General features: G+C 44.8%; 14 protein-coding genes. 7 read left to right on the forward strand and 7 right to left on the reverse strand.

Annotation, left to right across the window (positions count from 1 at the left end; translation table 11 throughout):
* Positions 1-20 precede the first annotated feature (20 nt).
* The 5 genes from ACTSEZ_RS00255 to ACTSEZ_RS00275 all read right to left on the reverse strand — a co-directional run bounded on the left by ACTSEZ_RS00255 (position 21) and on the right by ACTSEZ_RS00275 (position 5,944).
* On the reverse strand, positions 21-1,499 hold the full coding sequence (locus ACTSEZ_RS00255) for a phytoene desaturase family protein (RefSeq protein WP_369732166.1): 1,479 nt from the start codon (positions 1,497-1,499) through the stop codon (positions 21-23).
* An 18-nt stretch (positions 1,500-1,517) separates the two neighbouring features.
* Positions 1,518-2,177: a lysophospholipid acyltransferase family protein gene (locus ACTSEZ_RS00260; RefSeq protein ID WP_369732167.1), complete on the reverse strand. Its 660-nt coding sequence runs from the start codon at positions 2,175-2,177 to the stop codon at positions 1,518-1,520.
* Entirely contained in the window at positions 2,170-2,931 is a 762-nt protein-coding gene (locus ACTSEZ_RS00265; protein ID WP_369732168.1) for a carotenoid biosynthesis protein, read from the reverse strand. Before ACTSEZ_RS00265 ends, ACTSEZ_RS00260 begins: the two co-directional genes overlap by 8 nt.
* Before the next feature lie 141 nt (positions 2,932-3,072).
* Complete coding sequence (locus ACTSEZ_RS00270) at positions 3,073-4,356, reverse strand: ammonium transporter (RefSeq protein WP_369732169.1); 1,284 nt, start codon at positions 4,354-4,356, stop codon at positions 3,073-3,075.
* A 235-nt stretch (positions 4,357-4,591) separates the two neighbouring features.
* Complete coding sequence (locus tag ACTSEZ_RS00275) at positions 4,592-5,944, reverse strand: MATE family efflux transporter (RefSeq protein ID WP_369733047.1); 1,353 nt, start codon at positions 5,942-5,944, stop codon at positions 4,592-4,594.
* 131 nt (positions 5,945-6,075) lie between these two features.
* Here ACTSEZ_RS00275 and ACTSEZ_RS00280 point away from each other — a divergent pair, with 131 nt between their 5' ends.
* Complete coding sequence (locus ACTSEZ_RS00280) at positions 6,076-6,939, forward strand: helix-turn-helix domain-containing protein (protein ID WP_369732171.1); 864 nt, start codon at positions 6,076-6,078, stop codon at positions 6,937-6,939.
* A gap of 358 nt (positions 6,940-7,297) precedes the next feature.
* A complete protein-coding gene (locus ACTSEZ_RS00285) occupies positions 7,298-7,618 on the forward strand; it encodes a 2Fe-2S iron-sulfur cluster-binding protein (protein ID WP_282034779.1) in 321 nt (106 codons plus the stop codon).
* Positions 7,619-8,081: 463 nt separating this feature from the next.
* Here ACTSEZ_RS00285 and ACTSEZ_RS00290 read toward each other — a convergent pair whose 3' ends face one another.
* The gene (locus tag ACTSEZ_RS00290; protein WP_369733048.1) at positions 8,082-9,851 is read right to left on the reverse strand and encodes an alpha-glycosidase; all 1,770 of its coding nucleotides are present in this window, start codon (positions 9,849-9,851) and stop codon (positions 8,082-8,084) included.
* Positions 9,852-10,242: 391 nt separating this feature from the next.
* Here ACTSEZ_RS00290 and ACTSEZ_RS00295 point away from each other — a divergent pair, with 391 nt between their 5' ends.
* The 5 genes from ACTSEZ_RS00295 (at position 10,243) to ACTSEZ_RS00315 (ending at position 16,722) form a co-directional block, all read left to right on the forward strand.
* The gene (locus ACTSEZ_RS00295; RefSeq protein ID WP_369732172.1) at positions 10,243-11,547 is read left to right on the forward strand and encodes a sugar ABC transporter substrate-binding protein; all 1,305 of its coding nucleotides are present in this window, start codon (positions 10,243-10,245) and stop codon (positions 11,545-11,547) included.
* Between the two features lie 214 nt (positions 11,548-11,761).
* Entirely contained in the window at positions 11,762-13,063 is a 1,302-nt protein-coding gene (locus tag ACTSEZ_RS00300; RefSeq protein WP_369732173.1) for a carbohydrate ABC transporter permease, read from the forward strand.
* On the forward strand, positions 13,063-13,899 hold the full coding sequence (locus ACTSEZ_RS00305; RefSeq protein ID WP_029283838.1) for a sugar ABC transporter permease: 837 nt from the start codon (positions 13,063-13,065) through the stop codon (positions 13,897-13,899). The genes ACTSEZ_RS00300 and ACTSEZ_RS00305 overlap by 1 nt, the downstream gene beginning before the upstream one ends.
* A 104-nt stretch (positions 13,900-14,003) precedes the next feature.
* Positions 14,004-15,539, forward strand: coding sequence for an alpha-amylase family glycosyl hydrolase (locus tag ACTSEZ_RS00310; RefSeq protein WP_369732174.1), 1,536 nt, complete (start codon positions 14,004-14,006; stop codon positions 15,537-15,539).
* 136 nt (positions 15,540-15,675) lie between these two features.
* Positions 15,676-16,722 carry a LacI family DNA-binding transcriptional regulator gene (locus ACTSEZ_RS00315; RefSeq protein ID WP_369733049.1) on the forward strand — a complete coding sequence of 349 codons (1,047 nt, stop codon included), beginning with the start codon at positions 15,676-15,678 and terminating at the stop codon, positions 16,720-16,722.
* A 43-nt stretch (positions 16,723-16,765) separates the two neighbouring features.
* On the opposite strand, the gene ACTSEZ_RS00320 is transcribed toward ACTSEZ_RS00315, so the two are convergent.
* Entirely contained in the window at positions 16,766-19,150 is a 2,385-nt protein-coding gene (locus tag ACTSEZ_RS00320) for a penicillin acylase family protein (protein ID WP_369732175.1), read from the reverse strand.
* Positions 19,151-19,161: the final 11 nt, after the last annotated feature.

A 19,161-nucleotide genomic window follows, 5' to 3' on the forward strand; every position in this document is an offset into this window, starting at 1 on the left:
TCATTCAGGGAAACAGTTTTTTAGCTTCTGTGCCTTGAAGCAACAGCCTCTCCGACGTTCATACCGCTCAGGGTTACCATGGGCGAACCTCCTCCGGGATGGGTGCTGCCGCCAACGAAGGAAAGATTGCGGATGTCTTTTGAAAAATTGGAAGGACGGAGAAAGGCGTCCATTTTTCTGTTGGCTGAGATGCCGTAAAGAGCTCCGCGGTATGCTCCGAACGTGTCTGCGATTTCAAGCGGAGTTATGACTCTTTCACAGGCAAGCTGACTTCGGATCTCGAGTCCTTTTGCCTCCAGAATATCATAGATCCGTTCCTTGTATTCTTCTGCATCGGCAGCAAGCTCTCCCTCTTTTGTAAGAGCGGGGGCGTTGACCAAAATGAACAGGTTGTCTCCTGACGGGGATACGCTTTTGTCCGTATACGAGGAATTGCTGATGTAGATGGTCGGCTCGCCGCTGTACCGATGCTCAGAAAACAGATCATTAAATTCCTTTTTGTAATCCTTAGAGAAAAAGACATTATGGTGCAAAAGCTCCTTATGTCTTTTTTTCAGGCCGGCCAAAATGACAAATGCAGAGATGGACGGCTGGTAGCTGTCGCGCTTTGAAGCTTTAAATCCCGGACGGTGCTGCTCGTCAACAAGTTCAGGATATGCCTGAAGCAGGTCGGCATTCATGATGACTTCATCCGCTTGAAAAGATCGTCCGTCTTCCAGCAGAACAGATGACACCTTCTTATCTTTCACTTGGAGCCTGTTCACCTTCGACCCAAAGTGAAACCGCACGCCGAGTTTTTCTGCAGCTGCTTTAAATCCTTCTGCAATTTTCACATTCCCGCCTTCAACGTAATAAACGCCCTGCACAAGTTCAAGATAAGCAATCATTGAAAAAGTGGCAGGAGAGATATACGGGGAGGAGCCGATGTATGTGGCATACCGGTCAAACGCCTTGATCAGCTCAGGGTTTTTAAAATATCTGCCGAAAAAGTGATGCATGGATTCGAGCGGCCGGACTTTCAGCAGCGCGGTTCCAAGGGAGGGTGAAAGATAGTCTGCAAACGATTGAAACATCTTTGGGAAAAAGTGCGTTTCAGACAGTTTGTACAGCCTTGTGATTTCTTTTAAAAAGCCATCATAATGCTGTGCGGCGAACCGATCGATTTTCTTCAGCTGTTCTTTCATGGCAGCGGGATTGTTTGTAAAATCAAAGACCGTTCCGTCACTAAAAACGTTGCGCGTATGAACATCAAGCTTTTTCATGTTCAGAACGTCACTCATTCTCATGCCTGCTTTTGAAAAGACACGGTCAAAAACCTGAGGCATGGTAATCGTATTTGGACCAAAGTCAAAATGATAGTCTAAAAGGGAAACAGGCATCAGCTTTCCGCCTGCATGCCTGTTCTTCTCCACGACATCTACCTGGAAGCCTTCGCTTGCAAGAGTAATGGCCGCAGACAGCCCTCCAAGACCGGCTCCGATGACGACTGCTTTTTTCATAGGGAAACGTCCTTTCTTCTATAACACATTCTCAAACCCGCTGACGTTCTTGTCAATGACCTGCTGTCTCAGGGAATCGAGTTCTTTTGTAAACAGTTCCTCAAAACAAAGGTTCTTTTCTTTTCGGGAGGTCCCGGTAAGTTCCTTGTATGTAATAGGAGAACAAATTCGGACGAAAAGATCCTGCTTTTTCCGGTCTCCAAAAGAATAGTAAAAGATGACAGGAAGAACAGGTACGTGAGGGTGTTTCTCAAGCAGGGAAACCGCCCCGGGCAAAAAGCCTAGAGGGCGCTTCTCGAGATGCATTTCGTCTCCCTGCGGGAAAAGACAGACCGATTTGCCCTCATCCAGTTTTCTGCCTGCATACTGAAGAGAAAGCACAATGTCTTTCGGTTTCCCCCGGTTAACAGAAAACGCGCCGAGCTTTCTGAAAAACGGGAATTCCTTCAGTCCTTTTTCGTGCATCATGATGTAGATATCGTGCTTTATTTTTGCCTGATTGCAGTGGAAAAGAAGAAGACCGTCCCACCACGAACTGTGATTCATGCAGATGATCGCCTGACGGGGCAGCTCTGCAGGCCCATCGAGGTAGATCCCGTTAAAATGGCGTTTAAACAGCTGCCTGTTATACAGGAAAAACAACTTTTGAAAGTAAGGCTTTTTGGCGGCTTCAATCATGTGGGAACCTCTTTAAAGAATAATAGTAAACCGCAAGCGCTGCAGCAGTCAGCACAAGAGTGGCCGAAACGGCAAGCCACAGTTTGCTGATCAAAGCCAAAAGGATGAACATGGCCTGCATCAGAATAAAAACAAGGACCATCCGGCTGTGCCAGATGCCGCTCACGTTCATTTCGCTATGTACAAGAAAGTAGATGACAGCATGCAGAATGAAGGCGACAATAAACCACCCTGCAAAATTTGAAAAGGGAATGTTGTAGTAAAAACTTTCTGCCTGCCATACCCAGTATTCTTTAACCTCGTAGGCTACAGGATCAATGATCAGATCCATCAGAACCGCAAGCAAAGAGCCTGTGAGAACGTAGATCAGCACATTTTTCTTATAGGCGATCACTTTGGCAAGTGCATGCGACGAGGCGATTACCATCAGCCATGCAAATCCAATTGCGATGGGAACGCCGATCAGTTTGGGGCCGAAATCCTGAGTGTAGTAGTAGTCACCAAACAAAATACCGTATTCAACGCCGAGGTGCTCTGCAAAAACCGAGAAAAATACGATGATCGCAGAAATGGAAAGTCCTTTTGAGGTTCCGTATGAACGAACAAAATAAATGCCTCCGATCAAGCCTGCAGCTATCAGGAACACCACATTTGCCCATTCCAGGGCGGGAGGAAGAATATCAAAGCTTAAAAGAACAACACCGCACGCATACCAGAATAGGAAAAAATAATAGATGGACTGGTCAATTTTCATTTGTGCACCTCTCTCTCTCCTCTGATTATAAGAAACCGCAGGGGGATGCACAAGGAAACGCGCTCTGGCCGTGGGGACGAGGCGTCTGATGAAAGCTGAGCACAAAAAAAGAGCGGCATCACACCGCTCTAAACCACTCTTTTAAGCTGTTGTTTTTTTCTCAGGCTTGCTTCCTTCTGCAGAAGCAAACGATTCAGGATAGCCGTAGCTGCCGTGCTCACTCATATCAAGTCCGATCATTTCTTCTTCTTCTGTCACGCGGATTGTTCCCATTGCCTTTTTCATCACAATCAGGATGACGTAGGACACGATGAACGCATAAGCGGCACATGAGAGAATGCCGATGGCCTGTACGCCGAGCTGTGTGAGGCCTCCGCCGTAAAACAGTCCCGCAAGTCCGCCGTTTCGCTCAGCAAGCTCCGGAGTAGCGAAGAAACCGGTGGATAATGTACCCCAGACACCTGCCGCACCGTGAACAGATAGGGCAAAAATCGGATCATCAATTTTCGCTTTATCAAACAGCTTCATGCTGAAGTAGACAAGAACACCGGCGACAAGTCCGATGACAACCGCTGCCCACGGGGCCACGAATGCACAGGAGGCAGTGATGGCTACAAGTCCGGCAAGAGCGCCGTTTAAAGTTGTAGGGATATCAGCTTTGCCGGTCATCACCCGGACGGCAATCATTGCTGCGATGGCACCTGCACCTGCTGCAAGCTGCGTGTTTAAAGCAACATATCCAAAAAATCCGTCTGATACTCCGAATGTGCTTCCTGCGTTAAATCCGAACCAGCCGACCCAAAGGATTAAAACGCCTAGAGCCGTGTATACCTGGTTATGGCCGAAAAGCTGGTTCATCGTACCGTCTTTTGCATATTTTCCAAGTCTTGGCTTTAAGACAATCGTCGCAGCGAGTGCTGCCATCGCACCAGTCAAATGGACGACTGTGGATCCTGCGAAATCCTGCTTGCCTAAATCCTTAAGCCAGCCTGCTCCCCAAATCCAGTGGGCAACAACCGGATAGATCAATGCAGAGAATAAAACTGCGAAGATAACATATGCAGACAGTTTAGCACGTTCTGCAAATCCTCCAAAGGCAATTGTCAGTGCGATCGCTGCAAAGGCGAGCTGGAAAAAGAAATCTACGGAAGTGGTCAGCCCGTCAGTTGCAGGAGAAGCATCTCCGTAAAAGAAGTTTGAAAGACCGATAAATTTATTTCCATCCCCATAAATGAATCCGTAACCAACGGCCCAGAATACAAGAGAAGCAATTCCAACAGTAAAAATCGTCTTCCCTGCGATATGACCGGCGTTTTTCATCCGGGTAGATCCCGCTTCAAGAAGAATAAATCCTCCTTGCATGAGCAAAACAAGTATACCCGCAATGACGACCCATAAATTATCCATTAGCACGACAGCATCCATTCCTCAACACACTCCTTTTAATAAAAGATAATAAAGACTGATTTTCATGTCAGGAAATATAACACCTGTTGTTATGTTTATTATCATATGGCAAGAGTATGCAGAAAGCAAGCATTTTTCTGAAAATTATAATAAAAAATAAGGACTAATTTCCTGTGTAATTTTTGATAGCGGTTACAACTTGCGTCACATAAGCTGACGCGAAAAATAAAACATCCGGCGAAATCGCCGGATGTCAGGTTGCTGCTTTTGATTGTAAAACAAATCCTTTATTGATCCAAACTCTGGACTTCCATCTTATAAGCATGAGGATGCCTCTCAGCCACTCATCCGCTATAAACGCAATCCAGATGCCCGCAAGACCAAGTTCAAACTGAATCCCCAGCACATAGGCAAGCGGAACGCTGATTCCCCACATGGACAAAATACCCATATACACCGGGAACTTTACATCTCCTGCCGCTCTAAGCGCACTGATGATAATCAGATTAAATGCTCTGCCGGGTTCAAGAATGATGGTCAGGAGAAGCAGGACAGCTCCTGTCTGCAGAATTTCAGTGTTATCGGTGAAGATTCCGAACAGGCTGTCTGTGAAAATACTGAATAAGACAGCAATGACGGCTGAGGTGCCGATACCCCAGTACAGCGACTTCATACATCTGGAGTAAGCCTGATCATATTCTTTAGCTCCTGTCATCTGTCCGATCATAATCTGATTTCCCTGGCTGATCGCGAGACTGAAAAGGAAGATGAACATCATCAGGTTCTGAGCATAAACCTTTGTTGTCAGCGCTTCAGCTCCAAGCATGGTTATAAAAATGGTAATGACAATCTGAGATCCGTTGTAGGCAAGATGCTCACCTGCGGACGGCACCCCGATCTTCAGCAGATTTTTCAGGTGAGAAACAGGCAGTTTAAAAACATCCAGCGCCTTCGTCTGGAATGAAATCCGCTTTACAAGGAGATAAGAAATAGCAATCAGTCCCGCAAGCCTTGAGACAACAGTCGAAAGGGCAACACCCTCAACTCCTAGCACGGGTATGCCGAATGGTCCGAAAATAAACAGATAATTTCCGATGACATTAAGAATATTCATGCCGATTGTGATATACATCGTATCCTTTGTAAATCCGTAGCTCTTAAGCACAGCTCCAATGGTCATGATAAGCGCCTGAAGGAAACAGAGCCCTCCGACCATCTTTAAGTAATAATCTGCTTCTGCCATCAGGGCAGGGGGGATATTCATCATCATGAGCATGTTTTCGCTGAAAACAATGACTGCAGCACCGATAATCAGGCCAAGAACCAGATTGGCTGCAATGGACACTTGCGAAATCTCAAGGGCGCTTCTGCTGTTGCCGGCACCGACGTTCTGCGTGATCAGGACGATTGTTCCTGTTGCGATAAAGCCGAACATGACGATTAAAATGTTCAGAATCTGATTCGCGACTCCTACAGCTGCAACAGAGTCATCCGAATACTGGCTGAGCATCAGGGTGTCGGCATTTCCCATCAGCATGTGAAGAAACAACTCAATAAAAATAGGCCAGGTAAGAGCAAATAATGTCAATTTTCGATCTTTCTTCAGTTGAGGCAAAAACCATCCTCCTTCCCAAAAACTTACGTAAAATCATTACTAGTTTACAGATGATCTTCTATAATAAAAAGAGATGATTTCGATCATTTTTGGAAAAATACGACCTGAAGAGAGAGAGCGCCATGTCCTACATCGGTTTTGACATTCCTCCATTTCCAACTTTTATAAAAGGCGGAGATGCTATTTTTAAAAAGGGATCCAAGCACTTTAAGCGCATTTTTACCGTCTTTGATCTGATATATGTCCAGTCGGGAGAGCTTTACATAACGGAAAACAGCGAGCCATTTACAATAAAAGACGGCCAGTTCATCATCTTAACTCCAGGCTTTGAACACTACGGACATAAAAGCTGCAGAGAAGATACAAGAGTTTTTTGGTGTCATTTCAAAATGGAGGGTGAATTTTCACTGTATAGGGAGGGGTATGAAAACTGGGCAGAGATCCAGACGCGAGACGGGGACTTTGTCGTTCCGCCCCAATTTCATTTTAAACTTCCGGCTTTCGGAGAATGCCTCCACCGTGATTTTGTTGAAAAGATTTTTGAGAATCTTACACGTCTGGACCATCAGACCCCTGATTTTACGCTGAGGCAGCAGATTTATTTTCAGGAAATCATTCTTCATCTCCAAAAAGAATCACTGAAGATCTCAAGCGCAGCTGAAAAAGTAGTGGAAGACACGCTGCGTTATATTAGGAAACATTACAAAGAAGAAAAGAAGATGGAGGACGTTGCAAAGGAACTTCACTTTCATCCCGACTACATCACAAGATGCATGCAAAAAACAATGGGTGTCACACCTGTACAGTACTTAACCCAGTACCGGATGGAACAGGCGAAACGGCTTCTGTCGACTACTGACGATAAAATAGCATTCATCGCAAAAGAGTCCGGCATACAGGATCCCGCCTACTTCACAAAAATATTTAAACGCCTGGAAGGAGTTTCACCACTTGAATATCGAAAGATAGTATCAAGGAAAAAATAAAACATGTATGAATAAGACCGATAATAGGTCAGGATGGTACTGAAGTTATGGTCTCGGGGATAAGTGCCTTCAGGGCGGAAAATATGTCTCTTGATGGTTGCGATCTTGGAGATAAGTGCCGTCAAAACAGAAAATCGCTGGCTTGATGGTTCCGAACTCGGAGATAAGTGCCGTCAAACCGGAAAATTCAATGGTTGATGGTCCTGATCTCGGAGATAAGTGCCACCGAGCCGCAAAATCCGGGTCTTGAAGGTTCGAATCCCGTAGATAAGTGCCATCAAGAAAGAAAATCTGCAGCTTGATGGTTCCAATTCAAGAAATAAGTAACATTAAAACAGAAACCAATGGAGGAATAATAATGCCTACAATTAACGTGCCGGGCCACGGCTCATTTGAAACAGAAATGGGAAAGAAACTTGTTTTAGCACTAGAGGACAATGGAGTAAACATTCTCCACCGCTGCGGGGGGAAAGCGAAATGCACAAGCTGCCGCGTGGAAATTCTTGAAGGGGATTTCGAAGACTTAACAAATACTGAACGAAACGCGTTTGCGGAAAAAGGAGTGGAGGATCATCTGCGCCTTTCCTGCCAGATCCGCGTGAACGGGGATGTCACCTGCAGGCCGATTATGACAGTTGAAAGCAGAGGCATTGATGCAGGACCAAGACCGGAAGAATGAAAAATGTAAAACACGTCGGATAACATTTCCCGACGTGTTTTTTTGTGGGAGCATTTAATTCGGTAAAAATATTTATGACCCTTCAGCGCTGCTGCCTTGGTGTAAAGGTCACAAAAGCAGTGAGATATACCCCTTCAGCAGAGAGGATCTGTTGTAAAGGTCACAAAAGCAGTGAGATATACCCCTTCAGCAGAGACGCTCTGTCGTGAAGGTCACAAAAGCGTTGAGAAATAACCCTTCAGCAGAGTCGGTCCGTCGTGAAGGTCACAAAAGCGATGAGATATGCCCCTTCAGCAGAGTCGGTCCGTCGTGAAGGTCACAAAAGCGGTAAGATATGACCCTTCAGCAAAACAGTTCCATCGTGAAAGGTCCAAAAGCAAATAAGATATAACCTTTCATCAGAACAGTTCCATCGTAAAAGCTCCAAAAAAAGGCACCCCATACACCAGGGCACCGTCAATCCTTATTCCTGAACCAAATAAAACGCCATCTCATAAGGAGGCACTGTCACCGTCAGTTTCTCTGCATGTGCTGCAAATTCTTTTCCTGTGAGTAAGTCAGTCAGCTTCGTATCTTCGAGACTGAATGGAAGAACAGCTGAGAGTTCTTTGTCCGAATTATTCAGAACGGCTATCATTTTCTGGCTGCGGTTCTGTTTTGTGAAAATGACATGGTTTGTCTCATCATTTGCTTCAACAAATGTGATGTCGCCGCCGTTTCCGAATACAGGGTATTTTTTACGCAGGCTGATCAGTTTTTTGACATAGGTGAACAGTTCTCGGTCCTGCTTGTCTTCTTCCCAGATCATGCACTTGCGGCAGCCCGGATCCTGTTCTCCGTCCATGCCGATTTCATCTCCGTAGTAGATGCACGGTGTTCCGATGAAGCTTAATTGATAGGCGAAAAGCAGTTTCAGTTTTTCTTTGGCCTGTCCTGCTGTTGTTAATATTCTTGGCGTATCGTGGCTGCCAAGAAGGTTGAAGGCGACCTCGTTCACGTTTTTAGGATAAGAGTGGAGGACGCTTTCCATGATGTGAACAAATTCTTCCGCTTTTACTTTATTTGTAGCAATAAAGTTCATCGTTCCGGTTGTGAAGGGGTAATTCATGACGGCATCAAACTGATCGCCCTGAAGCCAAGGCATAGAGTCGTGCCAGATTTCACCCAGTATGTAGACATCTTCTTTTTCAGCTCTCACAGCCTGCCTGAACTCTCTCCAGAATGCATGATCCACTTCGTTCGCAACATCTAGGCGCCAGCCGTCAATATCAAACTCCCTTACCCAGTAACGGCCCACTTCGAGCAGATAGCTGCGCACGTCGGGGTGCTCGGTGTTCAGCTTCGGCATGCTTTCTACAAAGGCGAAAGCGTCATAGTTTAACGTATCGTCCTCATTTTTAAGAGGGAACTTGCGGATGTGAAACCAGTCTTTATAGGCTGATTTCTCACCATGTTCAAGAACGTCCTGAAACTGCGGGAAATAAAAGCCGCTGTGATTGAAAACAGCATCAAGCATCACTTTAATGCCGTTATCATGACACGTTCTGACAAGTCGCTTAAAGGTTTCTTTATCACCGAATTGCGGGTCAAGCTCCATGTAGTCGATCGTGTCGTATTTGTGGTTTGAATACGCTTTAAAAACAGGAGTGAAATAAATGCCGCTGATGCCAAGATCCTTCAGGTAGCCGATGTTCTGGATGACTCCTTCAAAATCACCGCCGAAGAAATTGCTGCTTGTCGGTTCTGTGCTTCCCCATTCCAGGGTGCCCTCTGGATTAATAGAAGAATCTCCGTTGGCAAAGCGTTCCGGGAAAATCTGATACCAGACTGTTTCCTTCACCCACTCAGGTGCATGGAATACATCCGCTTTATTTAAGAAAGGGAAGGCGAAGTACGGAGCTGTATCGTCCGAGACCACATCTTTAATAAATCCCTTTTCTGTATAGACCCATTTTTCATCACCTGAAATCAGCTCAAATCCGTAGCGCATTCTTCTGTATTCCGGTTCTACAGCTGTAAACCAGTAGTCAAACAGCTCATCCGATCCGCTTTTCTTCATGTCTTTCTGCTTAAACGTCCAGCCGTTTTTGCTCCATTCGTATGGATCGCCATGCACAAGGCTGACGGTTTCAACATCATTCTTTTTCGTGCGCAGTCTGATGTGCAGTGTTTTTTCGTCGTATGCGTAAGCATATTGATTTTTAGGGCGGTGATATACAGCTTCTTTTAACAATACATTCACTCTCTTTCTGCAGGCCGTTTTGCAGCGGGGCACAGGAATGGAAGATGTGTGACTATCATCCCATCCTTTTGTGCACCTACTATAGCCAAAAAATAGATTTCTTTTCTATTATAAGACAATGGGAAAACGTTTGCATTTATTTTAAAAATGTATTGACTTTTAATTCTGGCAAACTTAAAATGAAAATTAGTTAATAGGGAAAACGTTTGCACAAACCTTGGCAGAAACGGCTGAATGAAAGAAATGAAAGCCTTTTTTTAAGAGGGTAATAGGAAGCGTTTTCACTGACGAACTATGAGACTTTGGTTTCAGTTGTGCTGAACGTCCTCTGGGCACTAAGTACAATGAAATAGATTACAACAAAATAAAAGGTGGGGAAATTATGAGAAAGTTTTTATCACTTACTCTCATTGCTTTGCTTGTATTCGTCATGGCAGCATGCAGCAAGCCTGGCAGCTCAGAGCCGGCAAAGACAGAAGGCGGCGACAAAGAGGGAGAAAAAAAGACAGAAGAAGCAGTAGATTTGACTCCTGAAGAAGGCGCAAAGCTTGTACTTTGGGATAATGCAGACTCAGAAGCGAAATGGGCGACTATGGTTGCAGAAGAATTTACAAAAAAATACGATATTCCAGTTGAAGTGCAGGAAGTTAACCACACTGACGCTGCCGGCAAACTTGAAGTAGACGGTCCTGCTGGACTTGGCGCAGACGTATTCCACGCACCTCACGATCACGTAGGAAACATGGTTAAAGCGGGTCTTATTTATGAAAACGTTTTAGCTGATGAATATAAAGAAAGCTTCCTTCCGGCTGCAATCAGCGGAACATCTTACACAGATGAAAACGGCGATTCTAAGCTTTACGGATTCCCGATGGCTATTGAAACATATGCACTTTATTACAACAAAGATTTGGTAGACAAGCCTGCAGAAACATTTGACGAAATTTTTGAACAGTCCAAAGGCTTTGCTGGTGACGGCAAATACGGCTTCATGATGGAGCCTGCAAACTTCTACTTTGCACATGCATTCTTCGCTGGCTACGGCGGCTACATTTTCGGCAACGACAACACAGATGCAGCCGATCTTGGAGTGAACAGCGAAGGCGCTGTGAAGTCTGGTGAATTCATGCAACGCATGAACAAAGAACTTCTTCCATTGAAAAAAGAAGACATTACTGGCGACTTGATCAGTTCTTTCTTTAACGATAACAAACTAATGTACCGCATCTCTGGTCCATGGGATATTAAAAACCATGAAGAAGCAGGCATCAACTTCGGTATTGCTCCGCTTCCTAAATTAGACAACGGCGAAACACCAAAAAGTTTCTCCGGAATCAAAGCTTACTATGTAAACTCTTATTCTAAATATCCAAAAGCAGCTACTCTTCTTGCACAATTTGCAACAAGCAAAGAAATGCTTGAAAAACGCTTTGAAATGACAGGACAGCTTCCTCCTCAAACTGAATTGATTGAAAGCGATGCTATCCAAAACGACGAAATCGCTTCAGCGTTCCTTGAGCAGGCAGAAGCAGCGCTTCCAATGCCGAACATTCCTGAAATGCAATCAGTTTGGGGTCCAATGGAAACGGCTTATACAACAATGTGGAACGATGGAACTGAACCTAAAAAGGCACTTGACGCTGCACGTCAGCAAATTGAGGATGCTATCTCTTCACAAACGAAGTAATAGTCAGTCTGAGCCGATACCTATGGTATTGGCTCAACTTTTATCCTTTATTGGCAGGCAGCAGCCTCTACCTCTATGCCCTGAACATGCATGAGAAAGAGGTGGGGGTCAACTGCCCGTAAATGGGGACAGCAAAGGGACAACGGGGATTTTTTTTTCAAAGAAGTTTTCTCAATTTACTAGATTTTCATACAACGTGAGGAGGCCTGGCATAATGCGCGGACCAGCAAGAATAGGTGCATTACTATCGCTTTTATTAATGGGGCTTGGACAGATTTACCACCGTCAATATTTAAAGGGTATCCTTTTTATCCTTTTGGAAGTTTATCTTCTCGTTTTTTGGTCACTGCCTTTCAGATATGCAATGTGGGGTCTGACAACTCTTGGAGACACACCTCAGTCAAGAAATGGATTCGAAGTTGTTCAGGGCGATCACTCAATCTTCCTGATGATCGAAGGAATTATCTTCTTAATTTCATTCATTTTGTTCCTGTGGGTTTACTACTTGAACGTGCGCGATGCCTATAAAGTCGGTAAAGCACGCGAACGCGGCATTAAGCCTAACACAACTAAGCAAACGCTTGCCAACGTATGGGAGAACGGATTCCCTTACATTCTGTTAACACCTTCTATACTATTTACAATGTTCCTTACCATTCTTCCGCTCCTTTTTGGAGTTATGATTGCTTTTACAAACTACTCAGGTCCAAACCACTTGCCGCCAAAGGCGCTTGTTGACTGGGTAGGCTTTGATACATTCCTTAACCTTTTCCAGCTGAAGACATGGAGCACAACGTTCTACGGCGTATTCGGATGGACGGTAATATGGGCGATTCTTTCTACAGCAACAACCTTCTTCCTTGGTCTTGTGTTTGCTGTTCTAATCAACCATAAAGGAATTAAACTTAAGCGCTTATGGCGCTCGATCTACATTCTGCCATGGGCTATCCCGCAGTTTGTCAGCATTTTGATTATGAGAAACATCTTTAACGGAGAATTCGGTCCGCTGAATCAATACTTAAGAGCACTTGGTCTTGAAGCGATTCCATGGCTTTCTGATCCGATGTGGGCAAAAGTGACGCTTGTCACAGTTAACATGTGGTTTGGATTCCCGTTCTGGATGGTTCTGATGAGCGGTGTCATGACTACAATTGATAAAGAAATGTTTGAAGCGGCAGATGTTGACGGAGCAACTCCATGGAGCAAGTTCTGGAAAATCACTATGCCGATCGTCATGTTCTCGACGGCTCCGCTGCTTATCATGAGCTTTGCAGGAAACTTCAATAACTTCAACATTATTTATCTATTAACGCAGGGTAATCCTGTAAATGTTGAATACAGCTATGCCGGCTCTACAGATATCCTGATCAGCTGGATTTACAAAATGACGCTTGAGCAGAGCCAGTTTGCTACAGCTTCTGTTGTATCCATCCTCATCTTTATCGTAGTAGCAACTCTTTCTATCTGGAACTTCAGAAAAACAAAAGCCTTCAAGGAAGAGGATATGATGTCATGATGAACAAAAAACTAACTGATAAACTCGTCGTAGGCGTTATATATGCCATTTTAATCCTAACAGCTATTGCAGTGCTTTATCCTGTATATTTCATTATTATAGGGTCACTGAATCCAGGGGATTCTCTTTTCAAAACAAAGCTGATTCCAGAGGCGCTTACACTGGATCATTACCGCTATCTGTTTGAAGAAACAAAGTATCTGACCTGGTATAAAAACACATTTAAAATTGCCTTTTTCAACATGCTCATTTCAACATTCCTTGTTGTAACGGCAGCATATGCATTTTCCCGCTTCCGTTTCCCGGGACGCAAGCAGGGTCTTATGGCCATGCTCGTTCTTCAGATGTTCCCAAGCTTCATGGGGATGATCGCCATATACATTCTTCTGCTTCAAATTGGCCTTTTGGACAATCACTGGGGTCTGATTCTTGTTTACGCCGGCGGATCCATTCCGTTTGGTGCATGGCTGGTTAAAGGTTACTTTGACGGTCTGCCAAGAAGTCTTGAAGAGGCAGCGAAGATTGACGGAGCGAGCCATACAACGATTTTCTTTAAAATCATGATGCCGCTTTCTAAACCGATTCTTGTTTTTATCGCTGTAAATAACTTTATCGGCCCTTGGATGGACTTCATCTTTGCCCGATTGATTCTTCGTTCAAATGAAAACAAAACACTTGCTGTCGGATTGTTCGAATTTGTTACAGGCAGAACGAGCACGCAGTTCACGACATTTGCAGCAGGAGCTGTTCTTGTAGCCGTGCCGATTACAATTTTGTTCCTGATCTTCCAGAAGTATATTGTTGAAGGACTGACTGCAGGAGCAAATAAAGGATAAGCAGGAGAACGATTTCATATTGAAATCGCCTTAACAGTTTAATAGTCTTATGTGTAAAGCTGTCCGGTTCCGGGCAGCTATTACGCAGTAAGGGGGGCATAGGGATGTTTAAACGGTTTATTAAAGGACTAGTCATCCCTTTTCTTCTTCTATCAGCATTCCCGGCGTCTCATGCCGGTGCTGAAAAGAAGGAGGAAAATCGTTCTTGGCAGGATGAAAGCATGTATTTTATCATGGTGGACCGCTTCCATAATGGCGACACGTCCAATGATTTTGAAGCAGATCCGAAAAATCCGAAAGCCTATCACGGAGGGGACCTGAAAGGAATCATTGACAAGCTTGATTACATTCAGGAAATGGGCTTTACGTCCATCTGGCTGACTCCTGTGTTTGATAATGAAGAAGGCGGATACCATGGCTACTGGATCCGTGATTTCAAGAACGTAGATGAAAACTTTGGAACACTTGAAGAGTTTAAGACGCTCGTAAAAGAAGCGCATAAGCGCGACATGAAAGTGATGCTCGATTTTGTAGTCAATCATACCGGCTATAAGCATCCGTGGGTAAATGATCCGGCCAAAAAAGACTGGTTTCATGAAAAAAAGGATATTGCAAACTGGCAAAATCAAGAGGAAGTAGAAAATGGCTGGCTCTTCGGTCTGCCTGATCTGAATACGGAAAATCCGGAAACGAAAGCGTTTCTGATTGATGCTGCAAAATGGTGGATCACAGAAACTGATATTGACGGCTACCGCCTGGATACAGTACGTCATGTCCCGAAAGCATTCTGGGAAGAGTTTTCCAGGGAAGTAAAATCGGTCAAAAGCGACTTCTTTTTAATGGGAGAGGTTTGGGACAAGGATCCGAAGTATGTTGCGGGATATACAGAAGCCGGACTTGATTCGGTTGTAGACTATCCGTTTTATGAGGATGCTTCAAAAGTGTTTTCCAATACAGGAGGCACTGCAGGAATGCTTGCAAATGTGTTTAAAAGAAATCAGGTTCTGTACAAGGATCCATTTGTCTTAGGCAATTTTATTGATAATCATGATAATGAACGATTTACGAGAAAAGCTCTTGTCAATAAACAGAATCCGGTTACCCGGATAAAAATGGCGCTGACCTATATGTATGCAGCACCGGGTATGCCAATTGTGTATTACGGAACTGAAATTGCGATGGACGGAGGCAATGATCCGGATAATCGCAGAATGATGAATTTTCGTGCAAATGATGAATTGATTAAGTATGTTTCAAAGCTTGGAAAGGTCCGAAATGAATTTCCTTCTCTCAGAAGAGGAGAGATGGAAGTGCTGTTTGATGAAAAGGGCATGACCATTTTCAAGCGGACATACAAAGGTGAAACAACGGTGGTTGCCGTAAACAATACCGAAGAATCAAGAACGGCTGTTGTTCCGGCTGATGCTCTCTCTGAAGGTAAAGAACTGAACGGGCTTTTAACCGGGGACAGTACCGAAGAGAAAAACGGTGAGTACGAATTTATTCTCGACAGAGAGACTGCTGAAATCTATGAGACTGTTGAAAAAACAGGACCGAATATTCCGCTGATCAGTGTATTTATAGCTGTTCCCGCATTATTTGCAGGGTTTTTGTACCGGAACAGAAGGAAGAAAGCATAAGGGGAAATCTTTCCCCTTTTTACAGAAAAGATTTGAATGCGGTTACAGTATTGTAGCTTTAAAGCATTCGTGATAGATTAAATGATACTTATCCGGAGAAGAAAATCTCCGATCATGCCAGTAAGAGAGGGATGGGATTGTGGCAACAATAAAAGATGTCGCAAAGTTAGCAAATGTAGCTCCATCAACAGTTTCGAGAGTGATTGCTAATAACCCGCGTATAAGTGAAAAAACAAAAGAGAGAGTTAGAGAAGCGATGAGTGAGCTTGGGTATCATCCCAATTTCATTGCCAGAAGTCTTGCCAATCAGTCAACCCAGGCAATCGGCATCGTGATTCCGGGATCTGCTGACAAAGCGTTCTTAAATCCATTCTTTCCTGAAGTTATCCGCGGCATAAGCAAAGGAGCCCATCAAAAACATTATGCTCTGCATATGTCGACGGGTGAAACGGACGCTGAAATTATGGAGGGCGTCGTGCAAATGGTTGAAGGGAAACGGGTAGACGGCATCATTCTCCTGTATTCTCAAGTAGACGATAAGCTGACTAAATATCTTCTCAGAAAAAAATTCCCGTTTGTCATTGTCGGCAAGCCATTTAAAGATGTCGAGCACATTACGCATGTAGACAATGATAATTACCGTGCAGCGAAAGAAGTCACAGAGCATCTGATTCAGCTTGGCCATGAGCGGGTGGCGTTCATCGGGGGAAATCTCAAGCTTGTCGTAACGGTCGAGCGCCTTTTGGGATATGAAAAAGCGATACGCAACGCAGGCCTTGTTTACCGTGATGATTACATCATTCACGCACAGTTTTTAAAAGAGGGCGGGCAGGCAGCCGTTCAGGAACTGTTTAACCTGGATGAGCCTCCAACAGCTCTTGTCGTGGCAGACGATCTGATGGCGCTCGGTGTGCTGAACACCCTTGATGATATGGGCATTAACGTTCCGAATGATGTTTCTGTCGTATCATTCAACAATGTTATGCTTTCTGAAGTGTCAAGACCACCGCTTACAACCGTTGATATCAATATTTTTCAATTAGGCTATGAAGCTTCCAAACATGTCATTCAGCTGGTTGAAGATCCGATGGACCCGATCAAGCGGATTATCATCCCGCATAAGCTGATGAAGCGTCAATCATGCAGAGAATACGTTGCTGCCAAAAAAACAACGATAATCTAAACAAAAACGGCCTTCAAGGCCGTTTTTGTTTCATCTTCTGTATTCAGTCTCCCGGCACAAGCACGAGCGTCTTTGTCCCCTCAGCCTTTTTAATATCTGTCACGTGATAGGTTCCATTTACCCAATCATCAAGCTGATCCTTATACCATTCACTCTTCACATGCCCTGCCTGGCCTGGTCCGACAATATGGTGGCCTTTGCCAAGATCAGCTGCATCGATGACAAACCGCCATGAAGCTCCGTGATTCACTGTGCCTTCCTCGTTATAGTTAGCAGCCTGGACTGTAATCTGGCTGCCTCCCACTGGCTCAGGATTTTCCCTGTTAAAAAGCCACTTCAGGACAGGCGAAGCGGAAGAAAGCGGATGAGCGAAATAAAGCTGGTGATACTCTCCCCATTTCCAGCTGCCGGGATCATTGCCGTATTTTTCTTGAATCAGACTGACTGTATCCTGAAAAGAAGTGAGAAGAACCTGCTGGAATCCTCCTTGATCCGTAAACCACTGAGATTCATCTCCATTCAGCGCCCGCCTTAAGAGTTCATCCGTGATTCCTTGTTTCCCTTCAAATAAATCATCCATTTTCTCCGGTATGGAATCTTCAAACAGCACGGCTGGAATCTGCTTCATCCATAAATGAAACAAAAGGGGTGCAGCAAGCTCTTGATCGTCAGTCATATTCCAGCTGCCAAGCAGGTCCGCTGCTGCTTGTTCGGTTTCATTTAAAACGGCAGTTCCAAGCTGTCCAAGAAGGGGCTTCAAAAATTCATCTGCATACAGATTTTTCTTGTCCATCTGAAGATCCTTCATATCCTGAAGGGAAAGCTTTTCTTTGGACTCCAGTACTTCTTTTATTCTCATATACCTGTACGGCTGCGCCCAGTGATGGCTAATGTGATAAGGGTAGTCATCGCCGATCACTTTATTGTTTGCGGTGGCAGCAAATCCTTCCTCGGGGTTAACAGTCCGCGGGAGCTCATCATATGGAATAAATCCTTCCCATTCGTATTCATCTGTCCATCCCGGAACAGGCAGCATGCCGTCACCTTTTTTGCGGATCGGAATTTTCCCGTTTGCTTTGTAGGCAATCGTTCCGTCTTTGCCGGCAAACACAAAGTTTTGAGTCGGCACGTGAAAATCGGCAAGTGCCCGCTCAAATTCATCCCAGTTTTTCGCTTTATTCATCGAAAGAACTGCCTGAAATTCGGTTGAAGGCATAAGGGCCGTCCATTTCATTGCAAGCGCTGTGTCTTTCTTTGAATCATGGGCAAAATCCGAAATGATCGGACCGTGTCTCGTTTCTACTACTTCAAAATCAATCGTTTTTCCGTCTTTTACAGCAATCGGTTCTTTTATGACAGCGGCATCCTCATAGCTTCCGTTGTATAAAAATTGGTTCGGGTTTTCAGGATTGCGTTTTTCGATATATAAATCCTGCACATCAGGGCCGGTATTTGTCACACCCCATGCGATGTCTTCGTTATGACCGAGAATAATCCCCGGAACTCCCGCAAAAATAACGCCGCTTACATTCATGTTCTCATTTTGCAGATGCATCTGATACCAGATGGACGGAGTGCCGAGCGAAAGGTGGGGATCGTCTGCAAGCATCGGTTTTCCGCTTTCACTCTTTTCTCCGCTTATTACCCAGTTGTTGCTTCCGTTAAATTCCGGCGGGATAACTGCAGAAGCAAATCCAGTTTCAATATCTAAATCCGAATCTTTGTAGGAGGAGATGATCTCATCTGCATTCTTTGGATACGTTGGGAAAAGGTCCAGTGCTTTTTCTTCCGGCAGGTTTTCCATGGCCCAGTAGCGGAAGGCCTGTCCAGACCAGTGGCCGCCGAGGTCAAAGGCCATATATTTCCCAATCGTCAGGGAATCAGCAGGCGTCCATTCAGCTGGTTCGTAGCCCAATATCCTGAATTCAAACGGCAGTTTTCCTTCAGCCTCAGCCTCTTTGATGAAGGCATTCACACCGTCTGCAAACCATTGCATCGCCTTTTTTGATGTCTCGTCGTAAATTGGATAGGACGCCTCAGCTGCTCTTCTAAGTCCGAGTGTCCTGAAAAACTTGTCCCTTTCGATGGCTGCTTCCCCAACGACTTCGCTGAGTGTCCCGGATGCCTGCCTTCTGCTTAAATCCATTTGAAAAAGTCTGTCCTGGGCCTGAACATAGCCCTGAGCTGTATAAAGGTCTTTATCTGATCCGGCGAGAATATGAGGAACACCATGCTTATCCCTTGTGACCTTTACCTCTGCCGAAAGATCTGCAACGGAAACCTCTCCGGATAGGACAGGGAGGCTTCTGCTTATGTAAAGGTTTACAAAAATCAGGACTCCAGTAATCAAAAACAGCAGTCCTATCGTTCCGATCCAAATTCCTTTCTTTTTACCTGCCATCCCTCTGCGCGGTACCTGTGCTTCCATTTTCTCACTCC

It is taken from the genome of Metabacillus mesotrionivorans (assembly GCF_052171315.1).
Classification (GTDB): Bacteria; Bacillota; Bacilli; order Bacillales; family Bacillaceae; genus Bacillus_P.